General features: G+C 69.4%; 14 protein-coding genes. 8 read left to right on the forward strand and 6 right to left on the reverse strand.

Annotated features, from left to right (window positions below):
- Positions 1-149: 149 nt before the first annotated feature.
- Together Hrr1229_RS06430 and Hrr1229_RS06435 are read left to right on the forward strand one after the other, a co-directional pair.
- Positions 150-578, forward strand: coding sequence for a 30S ribosomal protein S12 (locus Hrr1229_RS06430; protein ID WP_004048726.1), 429 nt, complete (start codon positions 150-152; stop codon positions 576-578).
- On the forward strand, positions 575-1,228 hold the full coding sequence (locus tag Hrr1229_RS06435) for a 30S ribosomal protein S7 (RefSeq protein WP_123113661.1): 654 nt from the start codon (positions 575-577) through the stop codon (positions 1,226-1,228). Before Hrr1229_RS06430 ends, Hrr1229_RS06435 begins: the two co-directional genes overlap by 4 nt.
- Before the next feature lie 177 nt (positions 1,229-1,405).
- Here Hrr1229_RS06435 and Hrr1229_RS06440 read toward each other — a convergent pair whose 3' ends face one another.
- The gene (locus Hrr1229_RS06440; protein WP_123113660.1) at positions 1,406-3,394 is read right to left on the reverse strand and encodes an aconitate hydratase; all 1,989 of its coding nucleotides are present in this window, start codon (positions 3,392-3,394) and stop codon (positions 1,406-1,408) included.
- 265 nt (positions 3,395-3,659) lie between these two features.
- On the opposite strand from Hrr1229_RS06440, the gene Hrr1229_RS06445 reads away from it, so the two are divergent.
- On the forward strand, positions 3,660-4,133 hold the full coding sequence (locus Hrr1229_RS06445; RefSeq protein ID WP_123113659.1) for a deoxyuridine 5'-triphosphate nucleotidohydrolase: 474 nt from the start codon (positions 3,660-3,662) through the stop codon (positions 4,131-4,133).
- A gap of 390 nt (positions 4,134-4,523) precedes the next feature.
- Here Hrr1229_RS06445 and Hrr1229_RS06450 read toward each other — a convergent pair whose 3' ends face one another.
- The 3 genes from Hrr1229_RS06450 to Hrr1229_RS06460 all read right to left on the reverse strand — a co-directional run bounded on the left by Hrr1229_RS06450 (position 4,524) and on the right by Hrr1229_RS06460 (position 7,425).
- The gene (locus Hrr1229_RS06450; protein WP_123113658.1) at positions 4,524-5,900 is read right to left on the reverse strand and encodes an LLM class flavin-dependent oxidoreductase; all 1,377 of its coding nucleotides are present in this window, start codon (positions 5,898-5,900) and stop codon (positions 4,524-4,526) included.
- A gap of 113 nt (positions 5,901-6,013) precedes the next feature.
- Positions 6,014-6,421, reverse strand: coding sequence for a CBS domain-containing protein (locus Hrr1229_RS06455; protein ID WP_123113657.1), 408 nt, complete (start codon positions 6,419-6,421; stop codon positions 6,014-6,016).
- A 47-nt stretch (positions 6,422-6,468) separates the two neighbouring features.
- A complete protein-coding gene (locus tag Hrr1229_RS06460; RefSeq protein ID WP_123113656.1) occupies positions 6,469-7,425 on the reverse strand; it encodes a DUF5787 family protein in 957 nt (318 codons plus the stop codon).
- An 80-nt stretch (positions 7,426-7,505) separates the two neighbouring features.
- Between Hrr1229_RS06460 and Hrr1229_RS06465 the strand changes: the two genes are divergently transcribed.
- From Hrr1229_RS06465 to Hrr1229_RS06475, 3 genes are all read left to right on the forward strand, one after another.
- Positions 7,506-7,889: a hypothetical protein gene (locus Hrr1229_RS06465; RefSeq protein ID WP_123113655.1), complete on the forward strand. Its 384-nt coding sequence runs from the start codon at positions 7,506-7,508 to the stop codon at positions 7,887-7,889.
- Positions 7,886-8,518, forward strand: coding sequence for an NUDIX hydrolase (locus Hrr1229_RS06470; RefSeq protein ID WP_123113654.1), 633 nt, complete (start codon positions 7,886-7,888; stop codon positions 8,516-8,518). Before Hrr1229_RS06465 ends, Hrr1229_RS06470 begins: the two co-directional genes overlap by 4 nt.
- Before the next feature lie 128 nt (positions 8,519-8,646).
- Positions 8,647-9,480, forward strand: a complete 834-nt coding sequence (locus tag Hrr1229_RS06475) for an NAD+ synthase (protein WP_123113653.1) — start codon at positions 8,647-8,649, stop codon at positions 9,478-9,480.
- Between the two features lie 46 nt (positions 9,481-9,526).
- Here Hrr1229_RS06475 and Hrr1229_RS06480 read toward each other — a convergent pair whose 3' ends face one another.
- On the reverse strand, positions 9,527-9,676 hold the full coding sequence (locus Hrr1229_RS06480; RefSeq protein WP_170938266.1) for a hypothetical protein: 150 nt from the start codon (positions 9,674-9,676) through the stop codon (positions 9,527-9,529).
- A 157-nt stretch (positions 9,677-9,833) separates the two neighbouring features.
- On the reverse strand, positions 9,834-10,958 hold the full coding sequence (locus tag Hrr1229_RS06485; protein ID WP_123113652.1) for an anthranilate phosphoribosyltransferase: 1,125 nt from the start codon (positions 10,956-10,958) through the stop codon (positions 9,834-9,836).
- 314 nt (positions 10,959-11,272) lie between these two features.
- On the opposite strand from Hrr1229_RS06485, the gene Hrr1229_RS06490 reads away from it, so the two are divergent.
- Both Hrr1229_RS06490 and Hrr1229_RS06495 read left to right on the forward strand, forming a co-directional pair.
- Entirely contained in the window at positions 11,273-11,431 is a 159-nt protein-coding gene (locus tag Hrr1229_RS06490; RefSeq protein WP_176329372.1) for a hypothetical protein, read from the forward strand.
- Between the two features lie 86 nt (positions 11,432-11,517).
- Entirely contained in the window at positions 11,518-12,633 is a 1,116-nt protein-coding gene (locus Hrr1229_RS06495) for an Lrp/AsnC family transcriptional regulator (RefSeq protein ID WP_123113651.1), read from the forward strand.
- Positions 12,634-12,641: the final 8 nt, after the last annotated feature.

A 12,641-nucleotide genomic window follows, 5' to 3' on the forward strand; every position in this document is an offset into this window, starting at 1 on the left:
AGCGGGGACGAGCGGCGGTTGTTTTTCGATCTGACACGCCTCGAGAAACACCCTCAGAACGGACGAGAGGTACCGCTCGGGCGATCTGAGGGCGTTTCGCCGCGCCGAAAGACGACGCTTAAGTAGCTCCGTTCGGAAGTAGACGTACGATGGCGAACGGCAAATACGCGGCCCGTAAGCTCAAGCAGGACCGGCAGAAGCGCCGCTGGTCCGACTCCGAGTACGCTCGGCGAGAGCGCGGGCTCAAGAAGAAGTCCGACCCCCTCGAGGGCGCCCCGCAGGCTCGCGGGATCGTCTTAGAGAAGGTCGGGATCGAAGCAAAGCAGCCGAACTCCGCGATCCGAAAGTGCGTCCGCGTCCAGCTCATCAAGAACGGGAAGCAGGTCACCGCGTTCTGTCCCGGTGACGGCGCCATCTCGTTCATCGACGAGCACGACGAGGTCACGATCGCCGGGATCGGCGGGGCCAAGGGTCGCGCGATGGGCGACCTCTCCGGCGTCAACTACAAGGTCGAGAAGGTCAACGGCGTCTCGATGATCGAACTGGTTCGCGGCAACGCGGAGAAGCCCGTCAGATGAGCGGGGAGGAAGCCGAGGCGGAGTCCGACGCGGACGTCGCCGCCGACGAGCCCGAGCCCGACGCGCCCGCCGCCAGCGAGGCGGCCAACGAGAACGCCGAGCTGTTCGGCGTCTGGGACGTCACCGAGATCGCCTACGAGGACCCCTCGACGAAGCGGTACATGACCGTGACGCCCATCGCCCACACCATGGGCCGTCACGCGTCCAAGCAGTTCAAGAAGTCCGAGATCTCGCTGGTCGAGCGGCTGATCAACCGGCTGATGCAGACCGACGAGAACACGGGGAAGAAACAGCAGGCGACGCGCATCGTGCGTGACGCCTTCGACATCGTCCACGATCGCACCGAGGAGAACCCGGTGCAGGTCCTCGTGACGGCCGTCGAGAACGCCGCGCCGCGGGAGGAGACCGTCCGCCTGAAGTACGGCGGCATCTCCGTCCCCAAGGCGGTCGACGTCGCGCCCCAGCGCCGCGTCGACCAGGCGCTGCTGTTCATCTCCGACGGCGTCGCCAGCGCGACGTACAAGTCGACCACGTCCGCCGCCGAGGCGCTCGCCAACGAGCTGATCGCCGCGGCCGACTACGACGCCGACCGCTCCTACTCCATCTCGCAGAAGGAGGAGCGCGAGCGCGTCGCCGCCGCGGCCCGCTGACGCCGGTTCGACGGGCGAACCGACGGGTCGCGTTTTTCCGACCGAACCGTCTCCGTGAGCGGCGGATCCGTCAGTTTCCGACCCTCGGCCACCGAGAGCGACGGCGCTCGCGCTCCGCGTCGGTGAGCGCGCGAAAGAAGAAAAAGAACCGAGAGAGTCGCGGGTCCGCGAGCCGCCTCAGTCGTCGGCCGGCGCCGCGCCGGAGCCGTCGTCGGCGTGCTGCTGTTTGACCCACGAGAGCTTGCCGCCGGCCGCGAGGATGTCGCGCTCGCGCTCGGAGGCGTCGAGGTCGGCGGTGAACTCCCACTCGCCGTCGTTGACGCTCACGGTGAACTCCTCCTGACCGGAGGAGACGCCCGCGGGCACGTCGTCGACGATCTCGAGGTCGTCGCCCTGCTCGATCTGCTCGTACGTCTCCGCGTCGATCGCCAGCGGGACGATACCGAAGTTGAACAGGTTCGCCTTGTGGATGCGGGCGAAGCTCTGCGCGAAGACGGCCTCGATGCCGAGGTACATCGGACAGAGGGCGGCGTGCTCGCGCGAGGAGCCCTGTCCGTAGTTCTCGCCGGCCACGAGGACGCCGCCGTCGGCGTCGAGCGCGCGCTGCGCGAACGTGTCGTCGACGCGCGAGAGCGTGAACTCGGAGAGCTTCTCGATGTTCGAGCGGAACTTCAGGATGTCCGCCGTCGCCGGAATGATGTGGTCGGTGGTGATGTTGTCCTCCATCTTGAGGAGCGCCTCACCGCCGTCCACGTCGATCCCGTCCTTGAGCGGCACGTCGCCGATGTTCGGGCCCTTGACGAGGCCGTCGTCGATCGCCTCGTCGGGGGAGATGATGTCGGAGTCGTCCTGACCCATGCCGGGGCCGTACTTCGTTCCCATCTCGAAGCCGGGCTCTTCGAGGTCGCCGAGCTCGTCCGCGAGGTCGCGCGGATCGACGATCTCGCCGGTGATGGCCGCCGCCGTGGCGACCTCGGGCGAGCAGAGGAAGACGGAGTCGTCCTCGATGCCCGAGCGGCCCTCGAAGTTGCGGTTGAAGGTGCGCAGCGAGACGGAGTCGGAGGCGGGCACGTGACCGATACCGATACACGCGCCGCAGGTCGCCTCGGAGAAGTTGACGCCGGCCGCCATCATCTCCGCGGTCCAGCCCTCGCGGGCCAGCATCTCGGAGGCCTGCTTGGAGCCGGGCGCGACGATCATCTCGGTCTGCTTGGCGACCTCGCGGCCCTCCAGCATCTTCGCGCTGGGGAGGATGTCCTCGTAGGCGCCGTTGGTACAGGAGCCGATGATGACCTGCTCGACGTCGGTGCCCTCGTACTCGCTGACGGGGGCGACGTTGTCGGGCATCGAGGGGGCGGCCACGAGCGGCTCGAGGTCGGAGAGGTCGACCTCGATCGTCTCGGCGTACTCCGCGTCGTCGTCGGGCTGGAGGTCGACGTACTCCTCCTCGCGGTCCTGGCGCGCGAGCCAGTCTTTCGTCTTCTCGTCGGTCGCGAAGATCGAGGAGGTGGCGCCGAGCTCGGTGCCGAGGTTCGTGATCGTGGTGCGCTCGGGGATCGAGAGGTTCTCGGCGCCGGGGCCGGTGTACTCGAAGATCTTGCCGACGCCGCCCTTGACGGTCAGCTCGCCGAGCAGGTGGAGCGCGATGTCCTTCGCGGTCGCCCACTCGGGGAGCTCGCCCTCGAGGTGGACGTTGACGACTTCCGGCATCTCGACGTAGTATGGGCCGCCGCCCATCGCGACGGCGATGTCGAGCCCGCCGGCGCCGATCGCGAGCTGGCCGAGCCCGCCGGGGGTCGGCGTGTGCGAGTCGGAGCCGAGCAGCGTCTTGCCGGGCGCGGCGAAGTTCTCCTTGTGGACCTGGTGGCAGATGCCGTTGCCGGGCCGGGAGAAGTACGCGCCGTACGTGCCGGCCGCGGAGCGGAGGAAGCGGTGGTCGTCGGTGTTCTTGAAGTCGAACTGGTACGTCTGGTGGTCGCAGTACTGCGCGGCGAGCTCCGTCTGGACCTCGTCGAGGTCCAGCGCCTCGAACTGGAGCCACACCATCGTCCCGGTCGTGTCCTGCGTCAGCACCTGGTCGATCTCGATGCCGATCTCCTCGCCGGGCGTCAGCTCGCCCTCGACGAGGTGGTTATCGAGGATCTTCTCCGTAATCGTTTGTCCCATATCATCCGCACGTCGCCCTCCCGTGGATATAAAACCCGCGAGTTTCCCAAAAGATCGACCGTGTAGGATCCGAAGATCCAGCAACATTTGTGGATGGATCGCCGGAGCGGCGCGCCTGTGTGAGTGATAGTCGTAACGAGAATATAAGGCCGATAAAGGCTCATATCGGCCGAATTCGCCGCATCCCTCGGCGAACCGAGGGGGACCGATCCGCGTCGGGGCCGCGTGCGACACCGTTTAGTCTCGCCCGCGGATTCGGTCGGGCATGTTCGACTCGGGAGCGACGGTCGCGGCGGCGCTGGAGGCCGGCGACGCCGACCTCGACGACGCGCAGCGACAGCCGAACGGCGTCGACCTCACGGCGGACGAGATTTTCGATCAGTCGACGCCCGGGCGGATCGGCCGCGACGGGAAACGCGTCGGCGAGCGCGACCCGGTGCCGCTCGACGACGGGGCGTACCGGCTGGACCCCGGGACGTACGTGGTTCGGTACGGCGAGCCGGTGCGAATTCCCGAGGGGCGGATCGGGTTCGTGCTCCCGCGGTCGACCCTGCTCCGGAACTCCTGTACTCTCGACACCGCCGTCTGGGACGCGGGCTACGAGGGCGTCGGCGAGGGGCGCCTCGACGTGGGACACGCGATCGAGATCGAGCCGGGCGCGCGGATCGCCCAGCTGGTGCTCGCCGAGGCCGACCACGACGGGGCGTACGAGGGGTCGTATCAGGGAGAGAACCTGTGAACTACCCTACCCTACTCGCTCACGGCTGACGCCGTTCGCTCCTTGAGGGTGGGGGCTTAGCGCCTATATCAAGCTAAGCGGAGTCTCGGATCCGGCGGCGCTCGCGCCGGGGTCGGGACGTGAAGACATGAAGACAGCCGTCGCTCGTGGGTGTGAAAGGAACGAACGGCACGCCCGTGCCGGAAAAAGTGGCACCGGCGTGTCGTTCAGTAGGTCCCCGCTGACGCTTCGGCCCTCCAAGCGAAGCGTCACGTGAAGAAAGCGGTGGAACGCACTTAAGCGTAGTGGGCGCGGCAGGGATGGCGGATTCAGAACCGATAAAAAAGTCGACTCGGATCGCCCGACCTGGGCGGGATATCCCGGCCGCACCGTCGGAGGCAGTCGCGCTCCCTACCGCCGGGCCGGGTGGTCGTCGCGGAGCCGGGACTGGCCGTCGCCGAGCAGCCGCTCGCGGAGGGTGCCGTCACCGCGAGGGGTGTCGTCGGCATCGTCCGGGCCCGGGACGAGCCCGCGCTCGCGCAGCTCCGGGACGACGAGGTCGACGAAGTCCGTCAGCGAGTCGGGGCGGACGACCTCCTTCACGTTGAACCCGTGGACGCCGACCTCCTCGTGCCAGTACGCCAGCTCGTCGGCGATCACCTCCGGCGTGCCGACGATCTTCGGGGAGGTGGTGCCGAGCCCGCAGAACTCCGCGACCTCGCGGACGGTCCACTCGCGGTCCGGCTGGGCCTTCGTGAACGCGTTCATCGTCCCCTGGATCGCGTCCGTCTCGATGTGCTCGACCTTCTGGTCGGGGTCGAGCTCCGAGAGGTCCATGTCGAGGAACCCGGAGAGGAGCGCGAGCGTCGCCTCGACGTCGACGTGGCGCTTGTACTCCTCGTACTTCGCCTCCGCGAGCGCCTGCGTCTCGCCGACGACGGGGACGACGCCGATGAAGAACTTCAGGCTCTCTGGGTCGCGGCCGTGGTCCGCGGCGCGCGACTTGACGTCGGCCATGTACTCGCGGACGCCCGCCTCGGTCGGCTGGCTGGCGAAGACGGCCTCCGCGTTCGCGGCCGCGAACTCCCGCCCGCGGTCGGAGGAGCCGGCCTGGTAGACGACCGGGGTCCGCTGCGGCGAGGGCTCGCAGCCATGGGGACCGGGCACGGAGAAGTGTTCGCCCTCGTGATCGATGGCCGAAACCTTCTCGGGGTCCGTGTACCGCCCGGTCTCGCGGTCGACCTCGACCGCGTCGTCGTCCCACGACTCTTCCCACAGCTCGTAGCAGACGTCGAGGAACTCGTCGGCGCGGTCGTAGCGCGTCTCCTTGTCCATCCGCTCCGAGAGCCCGAGGTTCTCGGCGGCCGACTGGAGGTAGGAGGTGACGACGTTGATCGCGATCCGCCCGTCGGTGAGGTGATCGAGCGTGGAGAACTCCCGCGCGAGCTGGTACGGGTGGGTGTACGTCGTCGACCGCGTCACGGCGAAGCCGAGCTCGTCGGTGACCTCCGCCATCGCGGGAACGACGAGCTGCGGGTCGCTCGCGGGCGTCTGGACCGCCTTCTCGACGGCGGTGTGGCGGTCGTCGCCGTACACGTCGTAGACCCCGCGCACGTCCGCGAAGAACAGCGCGTCGAAGCCGCCCCGCTCGGCGGTCCGGGCGACCTCGGTCCAGTACTCGCGGTCCGTGTACTCCGGCGACCGGTCGCCGGGATAGGTCCACGACCCCGGCGAGACGTGCTCGACGGAGGCCATGGTGAAGAGGTTGAGATGCAGGTGATCGGGCATGGCGTCGGGTAGGCGGGGCGCGGGTAATACCCCACAGAAAGGGGCGTCACTTGTCGGCGTCGCGGACGCGGCGAAAACGGCGAAAGACCGCGGCGGAAAACTGCGGCCGGCGTCTACGGCGACACCGTCTCCGGCGAGGAGACGTACGCGGCGAAATCGGAGGTCGTGATGATCCCGATGGGCGTGTCGCCGTCGACGACGGGCACGTGGTGGAAGCCGTGCTCGACCATGAGCGAGGCGACCGCCGAGACGGAGTCCTGCGCGCCGGCCGTGATCGGGTCGCGCGTCATGTACCGCTCGACGGTCGTCTCCGCCTTCGGTTGGCTCTTCGCGACGATGTCGACGAAGTCGGTCGTGGTGAGGATGCCGACCAGGGCCCCGTCGTCGTCGACGACCAGCGCCGAGCTGATGTCGTTGTCGAGCAGCACGGCGGCCGCGTCCTCGACCAGCGTGTCGGGCGTTACCGTGTGGAGTTCGCTCGTCATGAGCCGCGCGACGAACACGTCATCGATGTCGTCCATACGTGAGAGTCCGTCGCACGGGGTATAAGGATTCCCACAGGCGACGGTCAGAGGAACCGCGAGAGCCCCGCCTGCCGACGCGGTCCGTCGCCGTCGGGGTCGGCCACCCACGCGGTTCGCCCGTCGCGGAGCCCGTCGCGGTCGACCGCGGGCGGGTCGGCGGGGTCGTACGCGTCACAGCCCGCGCCGCAGTCGCGCCCCGGGTCCACCACCCGGTCGAACCGCTCGCAGTACGGGCGGCCGTCGGCGGTCCCCGTCGCGTGCGCGCACCCCGGGGGCGACGGCCGCCACCCCTTCCCGTACGCGCGCTCCGCGATCCGGCGCCGCTTGCGGGCCAACGCGTCCGGGTCGGCGAGCGCCACGTCGGTCCGGAGCGACCGCTCCTCGCGGATCTCGACGCCGGGCGCGTCGGGGTCGAGCGGGTCGGGCGCCCGGACCACCTCTCGCTCGCCCGTCTCGGGGTCGAACCGCCAGACACCGACCGGGTCGGGGATCCGGTTGAGGTGCGCGCGGGTGACGTAGGAGGCGGTGGCGAGAACGACCTCGTCGAACAGGCCGAGCGCGACGTCGTACCGCAGCTGGGCCGCCAAGTCGCCCGGCGTCCCGAGGTCGGGCTTGTTCTCGATAGCGGTGAGCGAGCCGACCCAGTCGTCGGGGTACCGGGCGGTCGCGCGCACGACCGGCCGGCCGTCGCGGCGCTCGCGTTCGAGGTAGCCGACCTCGACCGCGCGCTCGACGACCGCGGCCGCCCGGTCCGGCGGGAGGTCGAACGCGTCGGCGACGGAGACCGCCTCGCCCGGCCCGACGGCCGCCTCGATCGCGGGGTCCGGGATCCGCTCGGGGGCGATCGCCGCCCGCCGGTCGAACCCCGGACCGGGCGCCAGCACGCAGACGTCGACGATCCGGCCGCCGGGGTTCGTCACGCCGGCGCCGAGCTGGCGGGCGACGACTCGGTCCGTGGATTCGAGCGCGGCGCACAGGGCCAGCTCGAACCGGAACTCCATGGGAAGGGAGAGGGGCGCCGGCGAGTAAAGCGCGTCGGCGCGGTCGAAACCGGTATTCCCGGGCGGCGTCAACGTCGACCATGCGCCGGGTCACCCGGAACCTCCTCGTCGCCATCGCCTTGGTCATCGTCGCCCTGCTCGCGTTGGGCGCCCTGCCGAGCTACCTCGGCAGCGGCGATCCCTACTACCTGACCGCCGAGCCGATCGAGACCGACGGAGCGGCGATAGACGTGAACAACGTCACCGAGCGCCGGTACCCGTTCCTGACGAGCGCGCTCGCGAGCGACGACGGTCGCTCGGACCCGTACCTGGCCGACTCGTACGGGATCAAGGAGTGGTTCACCCATACCCCGTTCGACGAGGTGGACGCCCTCAGGCGACAGCTGCCCGAGGCCGCCACCGACGACGGAGTCCGCGTGCGGTACGAGGGGGGGATCTACCGCGTGGAGGTGGTGCAGCCGTGAGCGACGACGATGAGCGACCGAGCGACGAGGGCGACGCCCCCGCGGCCGACCTCCGCGCCCTCCCGGCCTTTTCAGACGGCCGCAACCACTCGCTGCCGGGCGAGCCGGAGTGGCCGGTCAGGGAGGTCGCCGTCGAGTACGACCCCGGCTGGTTCGTCGGGGGGTACGACCGCGTCGAGCAGCCGGACGGGTCGGAGAAGAAGTACTACTGGGCCGAGCTGTCGCCCGCGACGGTCGTGGTCGCGGTCGCCGACGGCGACGTGCTGTTCGTCGAGCAGTACCGCCCGACGGTCCGGAACACACAGCTGGAGCTGCCCGCCGGAATCGTCGAGCGCGGCGAGTCGTACACCGCCGCCGGCGCGCGCGAACTCGCCGAGGAGACCGGCTTCGCGCCCTCGTCGACGTCGCTGTTACAGGAGGTGTGGTGCTCGACGGGCGTGCTCCGGCACAAGCGCGGGTACGTGTTCGCCGAGGGGCTCGAACCGGTCGGCGTCGACCACGACAGCAACGAGTTCCTCTCGCCGCGGGCGGTGCCGATCGAGGAGGCGCTGGAGATCGCCCGCGAGCCCCCGACGAACGACGCGACGCTGGAGGGGCTGCTGCTCGCCGACCGCGAGGGGCTGCTCTGAGCGCGACGGCCAAGCGATCGAGGCGAGAGCGTCGGAAATCGGGCGAGACGGACGCGTCGAGTCGGACGAACGTCCAGTTCGGGCGGGTGAAGCGGAGATATTAGTCGCCTCGGCCCCTGTTATCCTCCATGAGCCAGCACTCGGAGCAGTCGGTGTTGCTGTCGGACGACCCGCCCCTCGACCTCCGGCTCTCGGAGTCGGAGCTGGAGGCGACCCGCGAGCGGGTCGTCTCGTTCATCGCGGACGTCGTCGACGACGCGGGCGCCGACGGGGCCGTCCTCGGCCTCTCGGGCGGGATCGACTCGACGCTGACCGCCCACCTCGCCGTCGAGGCGCTCGGCGAGGACGGCCTCCACGGGATCACGATGCCCTCGGCGGTGAACGACCCGGACGTGATGAGCGACGCCGAGCGCGTCGCCCACGAGCTCGGGATCGAGTACGACTTAGTGGAGATCCAGCCGATCGCGGAGTCCTTCTTCGACGCGTTCCCGGAGGCCGCGGACGACCGGACGGCGGCGGGGAACGTCTACGTCCGGACCCGCGCGGTCCTGAACTACCTCGTCGCCAACGCCGAGAACCGGGTGGTGCTGGGGACGGGGAACCGCGCGGAGGCGATGACCGGCTACTTCACCAAGTACGGCGACCAGGCGGTCGACTGCAACCCGATCGGGAACCTGTACAAACAGCAGGTCCGCCAGCTGGCCGCCCACGTCGGCGTCCCGCGGGATCTCGTGATGCAGGAGCCGACCGCGGGGATGTGGGAGGGGCAGACCGACGCCGAGGAGCTGGGCCTCGACTACGACGTCGTCGACGCGATCCTCGCGGTCCACGTCGACGGCGGGCTCTCACGGGCGGCGACGGCCCGCGAGCTCGACGTGCCCGCCGAGGCGGTCGACCGCGTCGTCGAGCTCCACGAGCGCAGCGCCCACAAGCGGTCGATGCCGCCGGCTCCGGAGCGGTAGACGGGGCGACGCGAAACGCGGTCGAGCGAGGAAAAATATCCGTTTTTCAGGCGTCGTGCGCCCGTTGTTTCGTGACCTCCGCGATACCGGCGTTGGCCGAGCAGTTCGGGCACGCGTGGATCCGGCCGCGAGCGTCGGAGAACACGCGGGCGAACCGGTCCGAGACGTGCGCGTCGCAGTGTTCACACGTGGGCATCGCGGGGACTCCCTCGGTGTGAGATAACGTCGTGTGTCATGGTGTGCTGTGCGTGTGAGAGTTGGTCACGAACGCCTAAGTGGGCTTTCCGAACTCCGGCCCAAATTCCGCCCAAAAGTGCGTCGACGGCCGGACGCGGTGGTCGGCGACCCGGGCCTCAGAACGCCCGCAGCTCCTCGAGCACGGCCATCGCGGAGCCGTCGTCGATGGCCTCGCGGGCGGCCTCTAACCCCTCCTCGATCGAGTCGGCGTCCTCGCGGGCGTAGATCCGGAGCGCGGCGTTGACCGCGACCGCGTCGGCGAAGGGGCCGTCGCGCTCCCCGGCCAGCACCTCCTCGGTGATCGCAGCGGAGTCGGCGGCGACGTCGTCGACCGCGAGGTCCTCCTCTTCGAGGTCCATCCCGTACTCGGCGGTCTCGATCTCGAAGTCGTCGAAGGAGGCGCCCTCGCTGCCGGTCTCGTCGGCGTCACCTTCGCTCTTCCCCGCGCCCTCGCTGCCGCCGGCCGCGTCCCACTCGGCGACCTTGGTGTAGCCGGGCCGCACGTCGTCGTACCCCTCCATCCCCTGGAACATCAGGACGCGGTCGAGGTCGTGGAACTCGCTCTCGACGAACGTGTCGACCACCTTCTTCGCGAACGCGAGGTGGTAGAAGGAGCCGAGGTGGACCGACGCGCCGGCGGGGTTCGCCAGCGTCTCGATGGTGTTGACGAACGTCCGGACCCCCATCTGGTCGCGCCGGTCGAACAGGTCGTCGATCGCGGGGTTGAACGCGGGCTGGTAGTAGAAGCCGAAGCCGGTCTCGTCCACCATGTCGGCGGAGTCGGCGGGCGTCAGCTCGGTGTGGACGCCGAGCTCGTCGAGGACGTGCTTGTACGCGTCCTGCTTCTGGGTGGGAACGCGGTCGCCCGAGTGGACGACGACGGGCGTGCCCGCGGCGGCTGCGACGGCGCCCGCGGCGACGCCGAGGATAGCGGACCGCCCCTTCCCGTCGTAGTTGGCGCCGCAGTCGACGGGGTCGGCGTCGGGTTCGGCGTACTCGACGCGCTCGCACATCACGTCGACGTACGCCCCGAGCTCCTCCGGCGTGTTCCGCTTCCAGCGGTTCGAGAGCCAGAACGCCCCCAGCGTCGTGGGGTCGGGCTCGTCCGCGAGGATGCGCTCGAACGCCTCGGTCGCCTGCGCGCGCGTCAGGTCGTCGGCCGACTTGTGGCCGGAGCCGCAGACCTCGGTCATCAGCCGTTTGAGGGGCCAGTCGCCGAACTCCTGAGTCGCCTGAGCCATACGCGTCGTTCGGGACCTCGAACGAAAAGTCCCTCGCTCGACTCCCGAGCCGCGGGAACGGGGCGACCCGGAGCGAACCCGCCAGAGCGAACCCGCCGAGAGCGGACGTCGGGTGCGCGCGAGCGACGAAGCCGTCGAACCGGCCGATTCGCTGCGGCTCCGTGGTATTGGTTCACATATCATAAGTGGACGTGTTTTGCTTTTTAAGCCTGAATAAAACAAATGTGGTGTGTTCTACCGCTCAAAGATTTTGTAACACACCGATAAGAGCGTTAGAGTTATATGCATGTCCATCTAGTAGAGAACTGTTCCCGATGACGTCCAAATCCGTCGCCACCGCACTCACGCTGTATCGCGCTCGCACCCTAACGCTCGAACAGGCCGCCACCGTCGGCGGCTGCTCTGCGGCGCAGCTGGAGGAGAGCGCCCGGGCCTTCGCGCCGGCGTCGGGGCGGACCCCCGCTGACGACTGACCCTCCCCGTCCGGAACTCCCGTCCGTCCCCGGGACGGCCGACTCCCTCCGAAACCCGTAGGTACGCGCGACCCCAACCGAACACAATGAGTCTGGACGCCGACTGGCGGGCCGACATCGACGCGGTCGACGCCGCGCTCATCGACGAGTACCAGAGCGGCTTCCCCGTCGAACCGCGCCCGTTCGAGCGGGTCGCTCGCGAGGTCTCGGCCGAGATGGGCATCGACGTCGACGCCGGCGAGATGCTCGACCGCGTCCGCGACCTCCGGGAGCGCGGCGTGTTCCGGCGGTTCGGGGCGGTGCTCAACCCCCCGGTCATCGGCTCGTCGACGCTGGCGGCCGTGCGCGCGCCCGAGGACCGGTTCGACGAGGTCGCCGAGGTCATCAACGGCTACCGGCAGGTGAACCACAACTACCGCCGAGACCACGAGTGGAACCAGTGGTTCGTCGTCACCGCGGGCTCGCGCGAGAAGCGCGACGCGATCCTCGCGGAGATCGAGGAGCGGACCGGCTGCGAGGTGCTGGCGCTCCCGATGCTCACGGACTACTACATCGACCTGGAGTTCCCGGTGGTGAACGCCGACCGGTTCGCGAGGGAGTCGGGCGAGGCGCGGAGCGCCTCGGACTCCGCGAGCGGGGAGCGAAGCGACCCGCGAGCGTCCGAGACGGCGGTCTCCGCCACCCGCATCTCGGAAGACGCCCGCGGCGACCTCGCTCCCGTCGAAGCCGACCTCCTTCTGGCGATCCAGGACGGGTTCCCGCTGACGGCGACCCCCTACGCCGACGTGGCGAGCGGGATCGGCGCCCCCCTCGACGACGTCCTCGCGGCGGTCGATCGCCTGCTCGCCGACGGCTGTATCAAGCGCATCGGCTGCGTCGTCAACCACGTCGTCACCGGCTTCACGAACAACTGCATGGTCGTCTGGGACGTGCCCGACGACGAGCTCGACGAGCGCGGCGAGGCCGTCGGGAGCCTCCCGTACGTCACGCTGTGTTACCACCGCCCGCGCCGGCCGGAACAGGAGTGGGAGTACAACCTGTTCACGATGATCCACGGGCGGGAGGCCGAGGCGGTCGACGCGAAGATCGACGAGCTGGCGGCCGATCACCTCCCCGTTTCCCACGAGCGGCTCTACTCGACCGAGACGCTGAAACAGACCGGCGCGCGGTACGAGGACCTCGTCGCCGACGGCGACGAGTAGAGAAGCGA

Source organism: Halorubrum sp. CBA1229, assembly GCF_003721435.2.
Classification (GTDB): domain Archaea; phylum Halobacteriota; class Halobacteria; order Halobacteriales; family Haloferacaceae; genus Halorubrum.